The organism is Fictibacillus sp. 5RED26 (assembly GCF_015903895.1).
Lineage (GTDB): Bacteria > Bacillota > Bacilli > Bacillales > Fictibacillaceae > Fictibacillus > Fictibacillus phosphorivorans.
On record NZ_JACZDU010000003.1, the window covers coordinates 299,566 to 318,662 of the forward strand.

At 41.8% G+C, this 19,097-nt stretch carries 21 protein-coding genes, 1 pseudogene and 1 other annotated feature; of the genes and pseudogenes, 8 read left to right on the plus strand and 14 right to left on the minus strand.

The window, feature by feature from the left end; translation table 11 throughout:
- Positions 1-6 precede the first annotated feature (6 nt).
- Positions 7-1,395 carry an N-acetylmuramoyl-L-alanine amidase gene (locus IHV10_RS14330; RefSeq protein ID WP_197130875.1) on the minus strand — a complete coding sequence of 463 codons (1,389 nt, stop codon included), beginning with the start codon at positions 1,393-1,395 and terminating at the stop codon, positions 7-9.
- A 146-nt stretch (positions 1,396-1,541) separates the two neighbouring features.
- On the opposite strand from IHV10_RS14330, the gene IHV10_RS14335 reads away from it, so the two are divergent.
- Positions 1,542-2,273 carry a ZIP family metal transporter gene (locus tag IHV10_RS14335; protein WP_137788969.1) on the plus strand — a complete coding sequence of 244 codons (732 nt, stop codon included), beginning with the start codon at positions 1,542-1,544 and terminating at the stop codon, positions 2,271-2,273.
- Between the two features lie 67 nt (positions 2,274-2,340).
- Here the strand turns inward: IHV10_RS14335 and IHV10_RS14340 are convergent, their stop codons facing one another.
- Positions 2,341-2,670: a YolD-like family protein gene (locus IHV10_RS14340; RefSeq protein ID WP_197130878.1), complete on the minus strand. Its 330-nt coding sequence runs from the start codon at positions 2,668-2,670 to the stop codon at positions 2,341-2,343.
- Positions 2,671-2,685: 15 nt separating this feature from the next.
- Positions 2,686-3,942, minus strand: coding sequence for a DNA polymerase thumb domain-containing protein (locus IHV10_RS14345; protein ID WP_137788967.1), 1,257 nt, complete (start codon positions 3,940-3,942; stop codon positions 2,686-2,688).
- A gap of 164 nt (positions 3,943-4,106) precedes the next feature.
- Between IHV10_RS14345 and IHV10_RS14350 the strand changes: the two genes are divergently transcribed.
- Together IHV10_RS14350 and IHV10_RS23125 are read left to right on the plus strand one after the other, a co-directional pair.
- Positions 4,107-4,307, plus strand: a complete 201-nt coding sequence (locus tag IHV10_RS14350; protein ID WP_197130881.1) for a YqzH family protein — start codon at positions 4,107-4,109, stop codon at positions 4,305-4,307.
- A gap of 144 nt (positions 4,308-4,451) precedes the next feature.
- A pseudogene (locus IHV10_RS23125) lies at positions 4,452-4,658 on the plus strand (hypothetical protein); the annotation flags it as partial.
- 1 nt (position 4,659) lies between these two features.
- Here IHV10_RS23125 and IHV10_RS14360 read toward each other — a convergent pair.
- Positions 4,660-5,451 (minus strand): SDR family NAD(P)-dependent oxidoreductase, encoded by a 792-nt coding sequence (locus IHV10_RS14360; protein ID WP_197130883.1) that lies wholly within the window; start codon positions 5,449-5,451, stop codon positions 4,660-4,662.
- Complete coding sequence (locus IHV10_RS14365; protein ID WP_197130886.1) at positions 5,448-6,425, minus strand: MBL fold metallo-hydrolase; 978 nt, start codon at positions 6,423-6,425, stop codon at positions 5,448-5,450. Before IHV10_RS14365 ends, IHV10_RS14360 begins: the two co-directional genes overlap by 4 nt.
- 96 nt (positions 6,426-6,521) lie before the next feature.
- Positions 6,522-6,731, plus strand: a binding site (T-box leader).
- A gap of 50 nt (positions 6,732-6,781) precedes the next feature.
- Between IHV10_RS14365 and proC the strand changes: the two genes are divergently transcribed.
- Positions 6,782-7,600, plus strand: coding sequence for a pyrroline-5-carboxylate reductase (gene proC / locus IHV10_RS14370; RefSeq protein ID WP_197130889.1), 819 nt, complete (start codon positions 6,782-6,784; stop codon positions 7,598-7,600).
- Between the two features lie 4 nt (positions 7,601-7,604).
- Here the strand turns inward: proC and IHV10_RS14375 are convergent, their stop codons facing one another.
- Entirely contained in the window at positions 7,605-7,946 is a 342-nt protein-coding gene (locus IHV10_RS14375; protein ID WP_231619556.1) for a DUF3889 domain-containing protein, read from the minus strand.
- Positions 7,947-8,084: 138 nt separating this feature from the next.
- On the opposite strand from IHV10_RS14375, the gene IHV10_RS14380 reads away from it, so the two are divergent.
- The 3 genes from IHV10_RS14380 (at position 8,085) to namA (ending at position 10,251) form a co-directional block, all read left to right on the plus strand.
- On the plus strand, positions 8,085-8,264 hold the full coding sequence (locus IHV10_RS14380; protein WP_197130892.1) for a hypothetical protein: 180 nt from the start codon (positions 8,085-8,087) through the stop codon (positions 8,262-8,264).
- Between the two features lie 132 nt (positions 8,265-8,396).
- Positions 8,397-9,155, plus strand: coding sequence for a glycerophosphodiester phosphodiesterase (locus IHV10_RS14385; RefSeq protein ID WP_197130895.1), 759 nt, complete (start codon positions 8,397-8,399; stop codon positions 9,153-9,155).
- 79 nt (positions 9,156-9,234) lie between these two features.
- Positions 9,235-10,251 carry an NADPH dehydrogenase NamA gene (gene namA, locus IHV10_RS14390; RefSeq protein ID WP_197131195.1) on the plus strand — a complete coding sequence of 339 codons (1,017 nt, stop codon included), beginning with the start codon at positions 9,235-9,237 and terminating at the stop codon, positions 10,249-10,251.
- Between the two features lie 42 nt (positions 10,252-10,293).
- Here the strand turns inward: namA and IHV10_RS14395 are convergent, their stop codons facing one another.
- The 7 genes from IHV10_RS14395 to IHV10_RS14425 all read right to left on the minus strand — a co-directional run bounded on the left by IHV10_RS14395 (position 10,294) and on the right by IHV10_RS14425 (position 18,152).
- Positions 10,294-10,953, minus strand: coding sequence for a phosphatase PAP2 family protein (locus IHV10_RS14395; protein WP_197130900.1), 660 nt, complete (start codon positions 10,951-10,953; stop codon positions 10,294-10,296).
- 17 nt (positions 10,954-10,970) lie between these two features.
- Entirely contained in the window at positions 10,971-12,146 is a 1,176-nt protein-coding gene (locus IHV10_RS14400) for a DNA polymerase IV (protein ID WP_370568823.1), read from the minus strand.
- Positions 12,147-12,247: 101 nt separating this feature from the next.
- Positions 12,248-12,745 (minus strand): MarR family transcriptional regulator, encoded by a 498-nt coding sequence (locus tag IHV10_RS14405; RefSeq protein WP_197130903.1) that lies wholly within the window; start codon positions 12,743-12,745, stop codon positions 12,248-12,250.
- Positions 12,746-12,940: 195 nt separating this feature from the next.
- Positions 12,941-14,071, minus strand: a complete 1,131-nt coding sequence (locus IHV10_RS14410; protein ID WP_197130906.1) for a M20/M25/M40 family metallo-hydrolase — start codon at positions 14,069-14,071, stop codon at positions 12,941-12,943.
- Between the two features lie 18 nt (positions 14,072-14,089).
- Positions 14,090-15,637 (minus strand): acyl-CoA carboxylase subunit beta, encoded by a 1,548-nt coding sequence (locus tag IHV10_RS14415; protein ID WP_144699201.1) that lies wholly within the window; start codon positions 15,635-15,637, stop codon positions 14,090-14,092.
- Positions 15,637-16,488, minus strand: coding sequence for a methylmalonyl-CoA epimerase (mce, locus tag IHV10_RS14420; RefSeq protein ID WP_197130910.1), 852 nt, complete (start codon positions 16,486-16,488; stop codon positions 15,637-15,639). The genes IHV10_RS14415 and mce overlap by 1 nt, the downstream gene beginning before the upstream one ends.
- 23 nt (positions 16,489-16,511) lie before the next feature.
- Positions 16,512-18,152: an acyl-CoA mutase large subunit family protein gene (locus IHV10_RS14425; protein WP_197130913.1), complete on the minus strand. Its 1,641-nt coding sequence runs from the start codon at positions 18,150-18,152 to the stop codon at positions 16,512-16,514.
- A 186-nt stretch (positions 18,153-18,338) separates the two neighbouring features.
- Between IHV10_RS14425 and prli42 the strand changes: the two genes are divergently transcribed.
- Positions 18,339-18,431 carry a stressosome-associated protein Prli42 gene (gene prli42, locus IHV10_RS23130; protein WP_197130929.1) on the plus strand — a complete coding sequence of 31 codons (93 nt, stop codon included), beginning with the start codon at positions 18,339-18,341 and terminating at the stop codon, positions 18,429-18,431.
- A 43-nt stretch (positions 18,432-18,474) separates the two neighbouring features.
- Here the strand turns inward: prli42 and IHV10_RS14435 are convergent, their stop codons facing one another.
- Positions 18,475-18,966, minus strand: coding sequence for a L,D-transpeptidase (locus tag IHV10_RS14435; RefSeq protein WP_197130932.1), 492 nt, complete (start codon positions 18,964-18,966; stop codon positions 18,475-18,477).
- Positions 18,967-19,097 lie beyond the last annotated feature (131 nt).

Genomic DNA, 19,097 nt, shown 5'->3' on the forward strand with positions numbered 1-19,097 from the left:
GGCTTTTTATAATTCGTTCAACGTTGCATTTAGAGAGTTAATTCTTGTTTGAAGTGGTATTTTCGCTTCATTTAGCATCTTTTTGTAAATTTCCAATATCTTAGTACTGTACGTTGTGCCCGGTATGGCCCATTTGCCGTTCAGCTGCGCCCAAGTCACAGCACTGCCTCTTTGGACATATTGAAACCTAGGATCAACAAGAGGATATTGTGAAGGTAGAGGCTTTGTAGACGTATAAGCAAACAAGTGCTGGATGTGTGCTAGAACGCCTTCTTGAGGCGTCTTAAACACAGCCGGTTCGTTCTTACCTGTCGCACCGATTCCTGCATAGTTATTCTGAGAAGCCTTGACGTTACCTTCAAACCGGAAGTACCCTGTTTCTTGAATAGCCTGAGCGAATGCTACATCCCCTCTGATTCCGTACACTTGTCCGATCTGAACATAAAGAGCAGCTACAGATGGCGCGTTCGGATTGACTTTCTTTACAAACCGATCCATCTCTTCTGCAGATAACATCGATGAGCCTTGTATCGTTAGGCCCTTCGGAGGCTCTGGATTTGGTTTTGGTGGTTCCTCGACTAGGGGCGGCTCATTTGTATTTTTCTCTATCACATAAGCATCTGCTACACCCTCTGAACGAATCTTTTTAGCGAAATTTTCTGCATATTCTCTTTTCTGAAAAGCTCCAGCTTGAACTCTGTAATAGGTTTTGCTTCCGCTTTTTATTTCATCAATAAAGGCAGTTATGTTTTGTTTAGCCAGGCGTGAAACCCGAGCAACAGCATTCTCTTTTTGTTCGAACGCACCTGCGATCACATTGAAGATTTGTGTTTGTGTGATCTGTATCTGTTTTTTTGGAAGAGAAAGACCTTGTGCGATTCCTTTTGCAACTGCTATAGACACGTCATTTTGAAAATCTTCTCTTTGTAAAAGAGCTAAATTTTTCTCATTATCCATGAAAAGTACTTCTAATAAGACAGCAGACTTTTTCGTTTCACGAAGCACGTGAAAATCAGCCTGTTTTTGCCCTCTGTCTCGCACACCGTACTTACTCATTACAGCCGCGACTGATTCATGCAAAACACCTTGTATCCTTTTCGTTTCAACACCTGCACGCAGATGCACATAGCTTTCGAAGCCTTCTCCTCCACCAATGTTTTGGTGGATGGACACAAACAGCTCTGCATTCTTGCTGTTTGCTACATTCGTTCTTTCTTCTAATGATACAGTTGTATCACCCGTTCGAGTCATGATGACCGTCACTTCATAGTTGTTTTGAAGATTAGCTTGTATCTTTTTGGCGATTGCCAGATTATATACTTTCTCAAAATGCTCTTTGTTTACCGCTCCTGGATCATTACCTCCATGGCCCGGGTCAATGATTATGACTTTCAAATTGTCACCTTCTTATTTGTCCGTTAGAAGCGCTTTTTAACAATGAAAATGGCGCTTACTTCTATTAAAAAGGATTTGGCGGTATACTAAAAGAGCCATATGACTATTTTTATAAAATTGGATATTTGACTAAGGTGGGTAACAGAATGGAAGCTGCTTTATTTGGAAGTGTTTTATCTGCATTAGCAACCGGTTTTGGTGCACTACCTGTTCTTTTCTGGTCTCAGGTAACACACCGGTTCCGCGACATACTGCTTGCTCTTACCGCAGGTATCATGGTCGCTGCTTCAACCTTCAGCTTGATTCCTCAAGCTCTTGAACTATCAAACTTAACGGTACTTACGATCGGTATTACACTCGGTACTTTAACACTCTTACTTTTAGAAAGGTTCGTCCCGCACGTTGATCTTGACCATTCGAAGATTTTTAAGGGCATCGATGCTAAAGCGTTTCTTGTTATTGCTGCGATCACGTTGCACAACCTGCCTGAAGGTCTTTCTGTTGGGGTCAGTTATGCTAGTGAGAATACAGGCCTTGGCGGTTTGATCGCATTTGCGATCGGACTTCAAAACGCACCAGAGGGTCTGTTAGTAGCCCTTTTTCTCATTCATCAAAATATGAATCGATTTAAGGCTTTCCTCATTGCCACATTAACGGGTGCTGTTGAAATTGTTACGGCTTTGCTTGGGTATGTGCTCACTTCTTATGTAGAGAACCTTGTCCCTTATGGCCTTTCCTTTGCAGCCGGTGCCATGCTTTTTATCGTCTACAAAGAACTCATTCCTGAAAGCCATGGTGATGGTCACGCTCGATCCGCTACATTATCATTTATTGCCGGGCTCTTGATCATGATTTACTTAACGCAAATCTTTGGATAATAAACAGCAAAAACTTTCTTCAGCGTTAGTTTTTGCTGTTTTTTTTGCGTCTATATTTCTTATGTGTCTATGCGTATTCAACATCCATAATGTCAGTCACTTTTAAGATATGCATCCTTTTCTCTTCATTCAGCACCCTTAACTCTTTTTTATATTCGTCTATATAATGCACATGGCCTAAAAGCATGAGCGCCCTGCCTTTTTCAAAATACGTAAACTTTAGCGCTTGGTTCTCTTCCATCGCAACACAGATTGTCTCATTGAATTCTTCGTACTTTTGTTCATCTAATTCTGGCTTTCTTCCATAGTCTAGACCGTCCTGATGCTCTCTTAACATTTTCACGTGCTCCGGCAGCATCATCGCTGTCCACTTTATATTTCCTCTGTCACGAATCACCGTTCTTCCGCCCCCTTATGCCTTATGTCCACCTAAAAGTCGGCTTCTGTATAACGCTGTTCCTCCTTTTGTGTAAGAAACAGCCCGCAGAAGAGAGTTGGAGCCGTATTTTTGCCGAATATCATCCATAACATAGCCGATCTTTCTTTTTTTTGGATGGTCTAGAGAAAACAAAGTAAGCTGTGTTTCTGTATCTTCACAGACGTTAGAAAGAGCGATTGAAATCTTACGCACCGTCTCTCCCCGATAAAAGGTTTGCAGAAGCTCTAGACACACTTCATACAGCTCCATCGTAATGTTAGATGGCTGATCGATCGATTTAGAACGATGAAAGCCACCGCCACCCTCATCTTTGCTATATCCTAATCCAAAGCTGATCGTCCGCCCTGCTTTTCTTGCTCTTCTCGCACGTCTTGCCACTTCTTCACACATTTCCAAAATGACATGTTTGATCTCCGTTATATCCGTATAATCCCGAAGTAAAATCTGGCTTTTTCCGTAGCTGACCTGGCCTTGCATGATGGGCGCACCGATTTCAGACAGATCGATGCCCCATGCATGATGATAGAGTTGATTCCCCATGATCCCGAATTTTTTCTCTAAAAGTTCGAGCGGATAATGCGCGAGGTCACCGACTGTTACAATCCCCATCCTGTTTAAAGTCCGCTCTACTCTTGATCCGATTCCCCACATCTGGCTTAATGGGGATAGAGGCCATAGCTTCTGTTCTACATCTTCATACCCCCACTGCGCCACTCCTTTTTTCTTCGCTTCAAGATCGAGACAAAGCTTTGACATGAGCATGTTCGGGCCAATTCCGATCGCACACGGCAATCCAAATTCTCGCCAGATATCACGTCGAATTCTCTCAGCAAGTTCTTGTGCGCTTCCCCACAACCTTTCTGTTCCGTCAGCTTGAAGAAAACTTTCATCCACGCTATATGTGTGGATTGACTCTGGTGGAACATATCGGTGCAGCATCTTCGTGATCTCCATCGATCTTTCTAGGAAATAAGCCATCTGCGCATTTACAACGATAATGTTTTTATTCTTTGGAATCTCAAACAGCCGGTTGCCTGTGCGAATACCAAAATCAGCCTTTAGTCTCGGTGATGCTGCAAGCACAACACTTCCCTGTCTCTCCGTATCCCCTACTACTGCCAAATGACATGTCAGCGGATTTAACCCTAAGCGAACAGCAGCACAGCTTGCATAAAAACTTTTCATATCCATACATAAGATGGTGCGCTTAGGCATTTCATCATAGTTCATTCGACATACCCCTTTCATCAATTAGCGAACATCTGTTCTTTATATGTATACCCATTTTAACCGAATGTATGTTCTTATAACAATGGTAATTTTTTCAGCAAATTTTGCAGATTGACGTTTTCGAGCCAAAAGTCTAGGATTTATAAGGAAAGTCAGGTGAAGAAATGAACCGCAGATTGATAAGAAAAATGATCAAACGATCGTTGAAGGATTATTTATGGGAAGAAGAAAATTGTACATTAACAGATGAAGAATGGAGAAATCTCGAAGAAGAAGTATTGCGCCAGATAAATGAGGAAGGTCAAAATGAGGCAATTTACAGCATCATTCAGGACGTTGTGTATGCCTATTTTACAAATAAATAAGCAGGTTCCGTCTTTTAGTGAGGAAACCTGCTTATTTTTGATGCTGGTGTGAGAAGTTTGGACTGTAATCGATGAGGTTTTAAGTGGCAATCCATGAGTTTCGGGCTGTAATCCACGAGTTTCGAACTCCAATCCACGAGTTTTGGACTTCAATCCACGAGTTTTGAGCCCCAATCCACGAGTTTTGAGCCCCAATCCACGAGTTTTGAGCCCCAATCCACGAGTTTCAAACTTCAATCCACGAGTTTCAGGCCCCAATCCACGAGTTTCGAGCTCCAATCCATAAGTTCCATCATCAGCTCCAAAAGTCTTATAACTCTCCATTTTGTTTACATAATAAAATTATTGTAACTTACTTTTGTCGAAACGATTTTCCACCTAGTGTTTCAATCAATTTTGGCATGACTTGATACATCGTACTTCCAACGTTCATCCACCATGGCAGGTTGATCTCACGAACGGGACGCTCCATCGCTTTAACAATTTTGTCTGAGACATGCGAAGGCTGGAGCATCAGTTTTTGAACGTTTTTAACGTAATTGCCAGACTGATCAGCAAGTGTAAAGAAGTTGGTCGCGATTGGTCCTGGGTTGATGGTGGTCACGTCTACCCCTTTGTGTGCGACTTCCAAACGCAACCCGTTTGAGAATCCTAACACAGCATGTTTCGTTGCTGCGTACACGCTGGATTTTGGCGTTGAGATCTTACCGGCCTGAGAAGCAATATTCACGATATGACCACTTCCTCTTTGAAGCATATGAGGCAGAACAGCTCTCGTACAAGCCATCAGCCCAAGAACGTTCGTTGAAAACATTCCTTCGATATTTTTCCATGGCGAATCCACAAACTCTTCAAAAATGCCGTAACCCGCGTTATTCACTAAAATATGTATGTTTTGATGTTCACTAAGGATCGTTGAAAAAACTTCCTCAACGCTGTCTGTGTTCGAAACATCTAAAATATAATAAGGCGCTGTTACATTCGTAGCTTTTAAGATCGCTTCCTGTACCACTTTTAGCTGATCTTCTCTTCTTGCAGTAAGGATGGGCGTTGCTCCTTTTTTAGCCACATCCATAGCAAGGTGAGCGCCGAGTCCTCCTGATGCTCCTGTTATCAAGACCACTTTATTTTGTAATGTACTCATCTTCTAACTCCTGTTCTGCGATAATGTGATATCTTGTTCTCTTCCTCTACTCGCACTCTTCCTTCTGATTGAAGCAGATCGAGGTGTCCTACAACTTCAGATACTACTAATCCGAGTTGCTTTTCATATAATTTTGGAAATAGACGTCGACACAGTTCAAAAACGGTTAACGGCTCATCGCTCAACAGATGTTCAAGCGCTTTTGCACGCTCGGTATGATCGTGTAAGCGTTTTGTGATCAACTGTGCTGCATTCGTAAAAGGCTCGCCGTGTCCAGGGTATACTGTTTTTAAGTTCAGCGTGTATAGGTATTGCAATGTCTCTCGGTATTGAAGCAAGGTTCTTGGCCGCTCCGTTTCGTTCAAAGCCGGCGGTTCTAATAGGGCATTAGACGAAATATGAGGCAACAGCACATCCCCGCCGATTAAGATACCGTCTTCTTCATGATAGAGAGAAAGATGGTCTGGGGCATGTCCGGGCGTCTTTAAAAAGATGAATCCCTCGTGACCAGGCACTTCATCACCAGGTAAAGGCAGGGTGTCTGGAACAAACGCGCTTGAGAACGTACGATACTTTCGCAGCTTTAAAAGTTCTATTCTTCCAAGAGTATCTGGCACTCCAAAAGAATGATAGAGATCGGTATAAAACGTTTCTCCCTGTTCAATAAATTCACGGTCGCCACTAACATAAGGAACGGCTTCTCTAAGCATGAGGGTCGAAACACCACTCTCTTGGATCTCTTTTGATAGACCCGCATGATCAGGGTGGTAGTGCGTGCAGATATAATAATCTAAATCTTTAAAAGTGAGCCCATGATCCTTAAGGATAGAGAGAAGCTGTCGTCTGCTTTCTTCGGTTTTTGCTCCGGAATCAACAAGCGTAACCGCATCACTTTTTAGGAGGACACAGTTTACAGGACCTACATCAAATGGTGTAGGAAGCGTAATCGGGATAATTGCTGTTTTTTGAGTCATCTTTTCCTCCAAATAAAATAACTAGTTGACATACATATAGAAATCATAGCATAATGTTTTTTAAAATATAAAAGAAATGCCAATTATGGCCAATAAATAAATGCGTTGAAAGGGATTAGTACGTAATCTCCTCCGTTTAGAGAGTGGAATCCATAGGCTGCAAGATTTCACCGTAAAGGAATTACTGAACCTGCCCTGGAGCAGTCTGGAGAAATCTGGCGCAGTTCTGCGATAAAGACATCTTGAGCGGGCAAGCAATCATGCCAACAAAGGTGGTACCACGGATCACTCCCATCCGTCCTTTATATTTAGGACTGGGAGTTTTTTTATACTCAAAATTCTGGGAGGGATCACCCGTGGGAACAGAAAAAATAACGTTTATTGGTGCCGGATCGATGGCTGAGGCCATTATGGAAGGATTGATCAAAAAAGAGAAATGGCAAGCTGATTTGATCACGATAAAAAACCGAAGCAATACACAACGTGTAAACGAGCTACAACTTAAGTACGGTGTAGTACCCGCTTCAACGATAGAAGAAGCGATCACTGGTGCAGAGATTATTATTCTTGCGGTAAAACCAAAGGATGCGCACAATGCGGTTAACACCATCAAGCCGTTTGTTAAGAGCCATCAACTGATCATTTCTGTTATGGCTGGCATATCCACTGAAACGCTAACAAATTGGCTTCATCTTAACAACCCTGTAATGAGAGCGATGCCAAACACCTCCGCATCGATCGGATATTCTGCTACTGCACTCTCCTCAGGGATCTATGCAGAGCCATTTCATATTGAAAAATCTCTCGAGCTGTTTGAGACGATCGGAACGGTTACTCTTGTCCCTGAAGAAAAACTTCATATCGTTACAGGCCTCTCTGGAAGTGGTCCAGCGTATGTTTACTATATCGCTGAAGCCATGCAAAAAGCGGCTGAAGAATTAAATCTTTCTGAAGAAGAAGCAAAGACTTTAATCTCTCAAACGCTTTTAGGTGCATCTCTTATGCTTAAACAAACAACAGATTCGCCAATCGAGCTTAGAAGAAAAGTAACCAGTCCTGGCGGCACGACTGAGGCAGGAATCGGTAAACTGGACCAACACGGAGTCCAAGACGCTTTTTTAGCTTGCATCAAAAAAGCAGTGCAACGATCAGAGGAATTAGGAAGAATGAACTGATTTGTTAACGGGCTGTCTCTTGAAAGGAAATACCCTTAAATACACCGTTCGGAGTTAACGTAATCGTTATAATGACTCCTTTTTCTGAAGCACCTTTCCTGATCCACAGCTTAAATCTTTCGACAATATCTTCATTTTGAGCAGTCGTTCGTCCAACATATAAATAATCTACGATATCATAATCGGGGTAGCGTTTCCCTGTTTCGAAAACAGCAAGTCTGCCCCATTTTGCATAAGCAGGTTCTTGTACCCTTGGACTTTCTGCAGAGACCGTAAACGAAAGTGAACTACACACTAGAAAACTGGCCATGATCCAGCAGAATAACTTAAGAGAAATCTTCATCATACCAACTCCTTTTCGTTATTTTGCACCAATTCTCTAGTTTTCTCTGCAGAAATTGACGATTAGAAAAAATTGACAAGCCCTTTACTTACTCTTTATCATCTAAGTAGAAGCTAGAGCTAGATTTAGGGAGGGATTTGTGTGACCGAAGTTGAAATTTCCCAAAGATACCTTGAATTGCGCGTTCAGTTTGAAAAGTTTACGAAACGATCTCTTACTGACAAAGAGCTTGTTTTTATCCACTGGCTGACAGAAAAAGGAGCCACTGTGGAAGAACACAACAGAGAAGAAAAAAAGAAGCGTTCTAGACGCAAAAAATAACTCACCCTTCCTCTTCAAACAGGAAGGGTTTCTTTCATCTGTCGTATGTTGGTCTATGGAGCCTTTCATTTTATCTCCGTTTTCATTTACCTTATACTGTCTATATCTTTTTTATGAAGGGAGCTTACATTCTTGACCTATATATTTGCTCACAGAGGATCTAGCAAGGATTGTCCTGAAAACACGATGGCTGCGTTCAAAAAAGCATTTAAAGATGGCGCTGATGGGATCGAACTCGATGTACAGCTTTCTAAAGATGGTATACCCGTCATCATCCATGATGAGAAGATAGATCGAACGACTAATGGAAAAGGTTATGTTGTTGATAACACTTATGATGAATTATCACAATTAGATGCGGGCAGCTGGTTTTCAAAAAAATTCAATAAAGAATCCATTCCTTCTCTTCAGCAATTTTTAGAATGGATAACACCACTCCCCATGTTTCTTAATATCGAATTAAAAAACAATATCGTAGAATACAACGGTCTCGAGGAAAAGGTACTTCAATTGTTGCATCACTATGGGATGATGGATCGAACTGTGATCTCGTCATTCAATCATTATAGTTTAGTCAAAATCAGAAGATTGAACAATTATGTACAGACGGCTCCTCTATACTCTTCTGGATTATTTGAGCCGTGGGAGTATGTAAAAGCCGTTTGTTCACAAAGTGCGCATCCGAACTATAAATCTCTTCACCCTTACATCATGAAAGGCTTTAAAAGAAATAATATTCCTATTCGTCCCTATACGGTTAACAGTCAGAAATGGATGAAGTATTTTTTTGAGTGGGGTGCAGAAGCAATCATAACTGACTATCCAATCCTGGCAAGAGAACTGTTGAACAGCCTTCCACCACATTCCAAGAGCAGATTTCTTCAAAAATAGTGATCAAACGTTTTACAATGAGAAAGAAAAGTTATGATGCTAAAAAAGCTTGTTCTCAAAGAAAAAGGAGTTGTTTCATATTCAACCGTTATTGTTTCAACCATTGACCATCCGTGACGTAACGTTAAAGAATCGGATCGTCATGTCACCTATGTGCATGTACTCTTGTTATGAACAAGATGGGATTGTGACCCCTTGGCATGTGACTCATTACACGTCTAGAGCAACGGGTCAGACCGGGCTGATCATGACCGAAGCAGCAGCGGTAAGCCCTCAAGGAAGAATAAGTGCTGAAGACTTAGGAATTTGGGATGACAGCCATATAGAAGGTCTGTCTCAACTTGTTTCGTCTATTCAGGAAAACGGCTCAAAAGCGGCGATTCAAATCGCCCATGCAGGACGCAAGGCTATGATAGACGGACCGATCATCGCCCCCTCTGCTATCGCGTTTTCTGAAAAAATGAAGACACCAGAAGAAATGTCACTTCAGCAGATCGAAGAGACAGTTAATCAATTTCGAAGCGCAGCAAAAAGAGCGAAAACTGCAGGATTTGATGTAATTGAGATTCATGGAGCGCATGGATATTTGATCAATGAGTTCCTCTCCCCTCTGTCTAACAGAAGAAATGATTCTTATGGAGGCAGCCAAGAAAATCGCTACCGATTCTTACAAGAGATCATTGCTGCTGTCAGATTAGAATGGGAAGGCCCGCTGTTTGTTCGTATTTCAGCGAATGATTATCACCCAGAAGGAAATACACCAGAAGATTTTGTAACCTATTCGAAGTGGATGAAAGAAGACGGGGTCGATCTTATCGACTGTAGTTCAGGAGCTGTTGTACCAGCAAAGATTCCGACTTTCCCTGGGTATCAAGTTTCTTTTGCAGACAAGATTAAAAACGAAGCTGAAATCGCAACAGCAGCTGTTGGCTTGATCACAACAGGCAGACAGGCGGAAGAAATTTTACAAAACAAGCGAGCTGACCTTATCTTTATCGGCCGAGAGTTTTTGAAAGATCCGTATTGGCCGCGATCAGCTGCACAAGATCTTGGAACAGAGATCGAAAGTCCAAAACAATATGAACGTGGTTGGTAAGAACGATGATAGAAAGCTGGCTCTTTAAAGAGCCAGCTTTTTCTATTCATATGACACATTCCTTTTGAAAAAGTAGTTCAGCCCCTTATACAGTAAAACACAAATTAAGAGCCAGGTTCCTCCAGCCGCGAAACCACCTAGAACATCTGTAGGATAATGAACTCCTAAATACACTCTGCTAAAACCGACTGATCCAATAAAAAGAATCGTAACGCCATATATAAACTTACGATATCTGTACAAAAACGAATAGTTTTGTACGAGAAGATAAGAAAGCAGACCAAAAAAAGCGATGGAGATCATTGCATGTCCGCTAGGAAAGCTATAACCCGTGATCTCAATAACTCGGTCGTACATTGGTCTATCCCTCTCAAACCATTCTTTGAACCATTGATTTTCAAACCGAATTCCGATGAGACAAACGCCTAACACGAACGGTTCTATCCATTTTCTTTCACCGATCAACCAGATTACAGCAAAAAAGAAAAAGATGGCGAATTGATAAGGTCTAGAAGCGATGTTCGTCAAAAACGTAAAGCTATCGTTTAAAGCAGGTTGATGGATAACAGACACATTTTTCATCGCCCAAACATCAAGAACTTCTACTCTTGATTGTTCGTAGATAGATGCAAACAGAATAAAAAGCCCAAGGCAAAGAGCAGTTAACATCACTGTTCTCATCACGCTATTTTTAAATCTCATGAAATGATCAGCTCCTGTTACTTTTTTCCCTTTTTTATGATGCCTTCTCCATGCTTTCTTTCGATCGATGATAATACATCGTGAAGCAGAGCATCTTTTTCGTTCTTTTCGACAGAGAACAGATCAAGCTGATAAGTCGCTTGTTCTTTCTCCACTACTTCTGTAGCAGTTATGCCCAATAAACGAACAGGTTCCTGATTCCAATGTCTGCGAAAGAGTTCGACCGCTGTTTTTTGGATATCTATTGCATGCTGTGTTCCGTTTGCGAGCATCTTGCTTCTCGTGATCGTTTTCCGATCGCTGTAGCGAATGGTGATCGCAAGCGTTAGCGCTACATACCCTTTTGTTTTAAGCCGAGACGATACTTTTTCCGCGAGCTTTTTAAAAACAGGCTCTGTTTCCTTAACAGAGATAAGGTCTTCACTCAATGTCGTAGAACTGCCGATCGACCGATAATCACTTGCCGCACTAGGATCAACTGGACGCGTATCGATACCGTTTGCTCGTTCTTTCATCTTTATACCATTGATGCCAAAACGATGCTTTAGTTCATAATCTACGGCATCTGCGAGATCTTTTATTGTCATGATGCCGTATTTATTTAACTTTTCTTCGGTCTTCTTACCGATTCCGTGCATTTCTCCTACTTTCAGCGGCCATAACTTTTCACTGAGATCTCTCTTTCTAAGTACAGTGATTCCGAGCGGTTTCTTCATATCTGAAGCTGTTTTAGCTAAGAATTTATTCGGACCGATGCCGATAGATGATGGCAAGTTCAGCTCATTCAACAGTCTGGATTGAATCTCCTTTGCCAATTCAAGTGGTTCTTGGCAGTCTGTTACATCCATGTAGCCTTCATCGATGGAAACAGGCTCTACCTTTTCTGTATATTCCTGCAGAAGCTGAAACATGCGTGATGAATACATTTTGTATGTTTCAAAGTTTGGTGGAACAACCACAAGATTTGGACAAAGTTTTCTAGCTTGCCAAAGAGGCATCGTTGTTCTTACGCCTTTTTCCCTCGCTTCATAACTACAAGTTACGATGATTCCTTTTCGTTCTTCTACATTACCGGCTACCGCAACGGGCTTTCCTCGAAGATCAGGGTTTTCAGCCATTTCGACTGAAGCATAGAAACTGTTCATGTCCACATGAAATATGATTCTTCTTTTAGACCCAGGAGACTGATACACATGAACACTCCCTTTATCAAAACTTATCTATTAGTATATGTTAGAACAGCGTTTAAAAACAAAAGGAACGACGGTCTATGCAAAAGAAAAAGACAAGGTATCTACCTTGTCTTGTGAAGCCGTTTTCCAGTATCCTCTACCCATTCAACAAATTCTTCACCATGAAAATGTTTGTTTAAATCTTTATGTAATTGAACCAGATCTCGATAGAAGTCCTTTTTACTTTCATCTTCCATCCATTTTTGAAGAAATCCATAGATTTGGCAGTTAAAGCTCGTGGACTCTTTATGTTTTACCAATCCTTCATCTGTTAAATAAACATAAGATATTCGGCGGTCATCATTCTTTTTCTCTAGTCTCACATAGCCTTTATCTTTTAGTCGTTTGATCACTTGCATCACTGTAGATACATCCCACAATCCGTAATAAGCGATCTTAGAGATCGTAATGTCTTGTTCTAGTGAAACGATCCATAAAATATGTTGTTCCGCTTGAGTTAACCCAATGGCTTTTGCAGCTTTCTGCCAATCTTCTTCTAAAACTTTATACACGCCACGCATATAATTTACCATCATATGCATGTCAGATAGTTGACTCATCCCATTTCCTCCCCCGAAATAAGATTCTTTTAAATTACCAATATTTTCATTTACATGATAAAAATATCTTACATAAATCATAAAGTGACTGTCAACTTTTTGCGACATTTTGTTCTAAAGAGCAACAAAAACAGGCAACAAGGCCTATTAAACAATAAAAACTTGGCGAAAATCCGCCAAGTTTCGTCATTTTTCTTATTCGCCTGCTGTTATTCCGATGACTGCAAGTACCATTTCTGCCGTCTTCGTCAATTCCTCAATCGGCATTCTTTCATTCGTTGTGTGGATCTCTTCATACCCTACAGCTAGATTTACGGTTGGAATACCGTGACCCGCGATAATGTTCGCATCACTTCCACCACCACTGTGAAGAAGTCTATGAGGGCGTCCGATCTTCTCAGCTGCTTTTTTAGCAACTTCTACAACATGATCACCTTCACCAAATTTGAATCCAGGATACATTACTTCGATTTCAACTTCTGCACGTCCGCCTAATTCTGCAGCAGCTGATTCATACGCTTCTTTCATTTTTGCTGTTTGAACTTCCATTTTCTCGTTGATTAATGAACGAGCTTCAGCTAGTACGAAAACAGTGTCACAAACGATATTCGTTTGCTCTCCTGTACCTCCACCATGAAAATGGCCGATGTTTGCTGTCGTTTCTTCATCAATTCTGCCAAGTGGCATGCGAGCGATCGCTTTAGCTGCAATCGTGATAGCTGAAACGCCTTTTTCAGGAGCAACACCTGCATGTGCCGATTTTCCATAGATCTTCGCTCGAACTTTAGCCTGTGTAGGAGCAGCTACAATAATATCTCCAACTGGACCATCACTGTCTAGGGCAAAACCGTATTTAGCTGTGATTTTTGACGCATCCATTGCCTTTGCACCAACCAAGCCAGATTCCTCTCCTACCGTAATGATAAATTGAATATCACCGTGAGAGATATTCTCTTCTTTTAGCACTTTAATCGCTTCAAACATCGCAGCAAGACCTGCTTTGTCATCCGCTCCAAGAATCGTAGTTCCATCTGTTACTACATATCCATCTTTTATTGAAGGTTTGATCCCGTTACCAGGAGTAACTGTATCCATATGAGAAGTGAAATAGATCGTGTCAACGCCTTCTTTATTTCCTTTTAACGTACAGATTAAATTTCCTGCTGCGTGCTCTGTCGTTGATTCAGCATCATCTTCATAGACTTCAACACCAAGCTCTTCAAATTTCTTTTTAAGAACGATTGATATCTCTTTCTCGTGTCTAGTCTCAGAGTCAATTTGAACAAGCTCTAAAAATTCGTTTAACAAACGGTCTGCATTTACCATTTATGTATCCCTCGCTTTTTATAGTGGTATGTTTCCATGCTTTTTGTAAGGTCTGTCTTCACTCTTGTTGCGCAGCATGTCAAGCGCCTGAATACACTTGATTCTCGTATCTCTCGGATCAATAACATCATCTACCATCCCGTTTGCTGCAGCGATATAAGGGTTAGCGAACTTCGTACGATACTCTTCGATCTTCGCGGCCCTCGTCGCTTCAGGATCTTCGCTTCGTTCGATCTCTTTTGCGAAGATGATATTCGCAGCTCCTTGTGGCCCCATAACAGCGATCTCAGCATTCGGCCATGCAAATACTAGATCTGCTCCGATAGATTTACTGTTTAAAGCTACATATGCACCGCCATATGCTTTTCGAAGAATGATTGTTATCTTTGGAACAGTTGCTTCTGAGTACGCATAAAGAATCTTTGCTCCATGACGGATAATGCCGCCATGCTCTTGTTTTACCCCTGGAAAGAACCCTGTTACATCCTCAAACGTGATGATTGGAATATTGAAAGAGTCACATAAACGGATAAAACGCGATGCTTTATCTGAAGAATCAATGTCTAGTCCTCCAGCCATGACTTTTGGCTGATTACATACTAATCCTATCACTTCACCCTTAATCCTGGCAAAACCTACAACTATATTTCTTGCAAATTGAGCATGAACTTCCATGAATGAGTCCTTATCCACCACTTCTTGGATAACCGTTCTTACATCATAGGGCCTGGTTGAATCAAATGGGATGATCTCTGTTAGTTCAGGGCGATCGTCCTCTTCATCCCCCCAAGGTAAGACTGGCGTTCTCTCTTTATTATTCTGCGGAAGGTAAGAGATTAAACGTCTAACATCTTCTAACACTTCTGATTCAGATGGTGCTGTAAAATGTGCGTTCCCACTCTTCGACCCATGAACTTCAGCGCCGCCTAAATCTTCAGAGGAAATCTTTTCACCGGTAACAGTCTCGATCACTTTTGGTCCTGTGATAAACATCTGACTTGTCTTTTCCACCATAAACACAAAATCAGTGATCGCTGGGGAATACACCGCTCCTCCTGCACAAGGTCCCATAATAACGGATATTTGTGGAATCACGCCTGAATAGATGCTGTTTCGATAAAAGATATGGCCATAGCCATCAAGCGACATGACACCTTCTTGTATACGCGCACCTCCTGAATCGTTCAACCCGATAAAAGGAGTTCCGTTCTTTGCCGCAAGATCCATAACTGCAGCAATCTTTTTCGCGTGCATCTCTCCAAGAGCGCCGCCAAATACCGTAAAATCTTGAGCGAACAGATAAATAGGACGGCCATGAATCTTTCCGTATCCCGTCACTACACCTTCTCCTGGTGCCTTCATCCCGGATAGACCAAAGTCATGTGAGCGGTGCTCCATGAAAGGATTCAATTCAACAAACGTACCTTCATCTAGTAAAAGATCGATGCGTTCCCGTGCCGTTAACTTTCCGCGTTCATGCTGCTTATCGATACGGTCATCACCGCCGCCTAATTCAATCTCTGTTTTCTTTTCATAAAGCTCATTAATCTTGTCATAGATGTCCATTATTTTGCTTCCTCCTTACATTTCGTCTTCTCACAAAGCTCAAACAAAACCTTATGTGTAGAAGAAGGATGCATGAAGGCAACTGACGCCCCACCTGCGCCAGGAACAGCAGCGTCATGAATCATCTTGATCCCGTTTGATTTCATCTCATCAATGCGGTCTTGTATGTTTGTAACGCCAAGAGCAACGTGATGTACACCTTGCCCCCGCTTTTCAATAAACTGAGCGATAGGGCTGTCTAAAGTTAAGGCTTCAAGCAGTTCTAACCTCGTCTCTCCGATCTTTATAAAAGCTACTTTCACTTTTTGTGAAGGAACTTCCTCGATCGCTTCAAGTGTTAATCCTAGAACATTCACATAAAACGGGAGCGCTTCATCTAAAGATTTTACAGCGATTCCAATATGATCAATCCGTTCTGGCGCTACTCCTGAAAACACCTCTTCTGTAATCCCATCACGTTCATATACCGCTTGTTCGATAAATTTGGCTGTTTCGATCGTCGGAGTTCCTGGCGTGAAAACTTTTTGTATGCCTTTGGACTCTAAGAAGGGAATGTCTTCCCATGGAATTACCCCACCACCGACAACGATAATATCATCTGCTCCTTTTTCATGAAGAAGTCTCATCACTTCTGGAAAAAGTTCGTTATGTGCGCCTGACAAACAAGATAAACCGATCGCATCCACGTCTTCTTGGACAGCGGCAGCAGCTATTTGTTCTGGTGTTTGTCTTAACCCCGTATAAATGACTTCCATTCCATAATCTCTTAGTGCTTGAGAAACAACAAGAGCTCCTCGGTCATGTCCGTCGAGTCCTGGTTTTGCAATTAAAACACGAATTGTTTTCTTCATCGTTTCTCCACTCCTCTCTATTTTTAGACGCCTGTGTACTCTCCAAATTCTTCTCGAAGCACACCGCATATTTCTCCGATCGTACAATATGATTTCACGCACTCAACGATGATCGGCATTAAGTTATCATCACTTTTAGCTGCAGCACGTAACGAATCCAACTGAGCGCTCACTCGGTTTTGATCTCTCTTTGCTTTCAGTGTTTGCAGCTTTTCTTTCTGTTTCTCTCCTAAAGTTGGATCAACTCTTAATAGTTCTGGCTGAGGTTCATTTTCAATACTAAATTTATTCATGCCGACGATGATTTCTTGGCCATTCTCGATCTTTTTTTGTGTTTCATAGGACGTATGGTGGATCTCTCGCTGCATGTATCCTTGTTCAACCGCTGCAACCGCACCACCCATCTGATTGATCTTTTCAATATATTCGTTTGCTTTTCGTTCCAGCTCATCTGTTAAATGTTCGACGTAATAAGAACCCGCAAGTGGATCAACCGTATCTGCCACACCTGTCTCATGAGCTAAGATCTGCTGAGTACGAAGAGCGATTCGAGCCGAATCTTCTGTAGGAAGAGCAAGTGCTTCATCTCTTGAGTTCGTATGAAGGCTCTGCGTTCCTCCTAGGACGGCTGATAGTGCTTGCGTTGTAACACGTACGATATTGTTATCCGGTTGCTGCGCAGTTAGGGTCGAGCCACCTGTTTGGGTATGAAAACGAAGCTGCCATGACTTCGGATTCTTAGCGCCATAATGTTCTCTCATTAGTTTAGCCCACATTCTACGAGCTGCTCTGAACTTAGCAACTTCCTCAAAGAACTGGTTATGAGCGTTGAAGAAAAAAGCTAACCGCGGAGCAAAATCATCAATCTTCAACCCGGATTCTATCGCAGCATCCACATATGCGAGCCCATTTGCAATCGTAAAAGCAAGTTCTTGTGCGGCATTCGCCCCAGCTTCTCGAATGTGATAACCAGAGATGCTGATCGTATTCCACTTTGGCACAAATTCCTGACAATAGCCGAAGATATCTGTAATCAATCGCATTGAAGGCTTTGGAGGGAAAATATATGTACCACGAGCGATGTATTCTTTTAAAATATCATTCTGTATCGTTCCTGAGAGCTTTTCTGGACCTACTCCCTGCTTCTCAGCAACAGCGATATACATAGCGAGCAGGACAGAGGCCGGTGCGTTGATCGTCATCGAAGTACTTACCTTATCGAGCGGAATGTCTTTTAAAAGTGCTTCCATGTCTTCGATGGAGTCTATCGCTACCCCCACTTTTCCTACTTCCCCTCGGGACATTGAGTGATCAGAGTCATACCCGATTTGTGTAGGAAGGTCGAATGCTACAGAAAGCCCGGTTTGCCCTTGATCAAGTAGATAGCGAAAACGTTTATTCGTTTCTTCAGCAGAACCAAACCCTGCGTATTGTCTCATCGTCCAGAACCTTGCACGATACATGGTAGATTGAGAACCACGCGTGTATGGATACTCTCCTGGAAGCCCTAGTGATTCCATCGGATAATGCTCTTCCTCTGTACCATACAGCCTTCCAACCTCTATATCAGATGAAGTATGAAACCTCTCTTTTCGTTCGGGAAATCTATTCATTGATTGTTCGGTCTTTTCTTGCCACTCTTTTATACGCTGTTGTTTGTCCATTAGAAGCCTCCTGTTTAACAAAGAAAAATAGTCTCAACATAACATCTTTCGTTTTGTAAGCGCTTTTTCCTGCTTGATAGCGCAAATTTTCGACTAAATTTGCAAATTGGTATCTTAGGATTTCTTGTTTCTGCCCTCCAAACAAGATACAATTAAGATGGAAATGTTTATAGGAGGGTAAAGGCTTTGAATCAAAAATTAATAAAAACGATTGTCTATGTAATGATTATTTGTCTCGTTCTAAGCAGTCTTTTAACAGGAGTCGCTTTTTTCTTATAAAAACGTTAACCCCCAGTTCTCTTGAACTGGGGGTTTTACATTATTACTGTTTTATAATCTCATCAAAGCTTTTTGGTGAGTGGATCACTTTTATCTTTGTGCCTATCTTTAGTTTGCTGTAAAGCTTCTGAACATCTTTTTCATACATACGAATACATCCTGCCGTAACATATCTTCCGATGGCAGATGGATTATTATTTCCATGTATTCCAAAGGTACGACCGTCCGTTCCGTTTGCGTCAAAACCGATCCATCGTGTGCCGAGCGGATTCGTTTTGTCACCACCTGGAATATCTTTTTTTCGATAATAAGGATCCACAGCTTTTACGGTGATTGTAAACTCGCCTTCTGGTGTTAGTTCTTTCGACTTTCCTGTTGCTACTTTGTAGATTTCTTTAATGGTCCCATCTTCAACGTATGCAAGTCTGTTGGATGTTTTGTTAATGATTAAATAAGGGTCTCCTAAGGCATGTGCGTCTCCGATCGGCCATATTGGTGAAAATAACAAGATAAAAGCTAGCTTGAGTTTTCCCATCTTTATCACCCTGTCATTTTTTACTTAGTATTTGTAAATGCAGGGGAAGTCATGAGCTGCTTTTTTGTTTTTTTCTTAGCTGCATTTGAAAGTAGTTGATTTCCGTTCCAGGCGCTCGCTTTCCGCGGGGC

Bases quoted from the DNA above. Each gene is read 5' to 3' on its own strand.
- IHV10_RS14335 (WP_137788969.1), top strand. From the start codon at position 1,542: ATGGAAGCTGCTTTATTTGGAAGTGTTTTATCTGCATTAGCAACCGGT.
- IHV10_RS14345 (WP_137788967.1), bottom strand. From the start codon at position 3,942: ATGAACTATGATGAAATGCCTAAGCGCACCATCTTATGTATGGATATG.
- IHV10_RS14350 (WP_197130881.1), top strand. From the start codon at position 4,107: ATGAACCGCAGATTGATAAGAAAAATGATCAAACGATCGTTGAAGGAT.
- IHV10_RS14360 (WP_197130883.1), bottom strand. From the start codon at position 5,451: ATGAGTACATTACAAAATAAAGTGGTCTTGATAACAGGAGCATCAGGA.
- IHV10_RS14365 (WP_197130886.1), bottom strand. From the start codon at position 6,425: ATGACTCAAAAAACAGCAATTATCCCGATTACGCTTCCTACACCATTT.
- IHV10_RS14375 (WP_231619556.1), bottom strand. From the start codon at position 7,946: ATGATGAAGATTTCTCTTAAGTTATTCTGCTGGATCATGGCCAGTTTT.
- IHV10_RS14395 (WP_197130900.1), bottom strand. From the start codon at position 10,953: ATGAGATTTAAAAATAGCGTGATGAGAACAGTGATGTTAACTGCTCTT.
- IHV10_RS14405 (WP_197130903.1), bottom strand. From the start codon at position 12,745: ATGAGTCAACTATCTGACATGCATATGATGGTAAATTATATGCGTGGC.
- IHV10_RS14410 (WP_197130906.1), bottom strand. From the start codon at position 14,071: ATGGTAAATGCAGACCGTTTGTTAAACGAATTTTTAGAGCTTGTTCAA.
- IHV10_RS14415 (WP_144699201.1), bottom strand. From the start codon at position 15,637: ATGGACATCTATGACAAGATTAATGAGCTTTATGAAAAGAAAACAGAG.
- mce (WP_197130910.1), bottom strand. From the start codon at position 16,488: ATGAAGAAAACAATTCGTGTTTTAATTGCAAAACCAGGACTCGACGGA.
- IHV10_RS14425 (WP_197130913.1), bottom strand. From the start codon at position 18,152: ATGGACAAACAACAGCGTATAAAAGAGTGGCAAGAAAAGACCGAACAA.
- IHV10_RS14435 (WP_197130932.1), bottom strand. From the start codon at position 18,966: ATGGGAAAACTCAAGCTAGCTTTTATCTTGTTATTTTCACCAATATGG.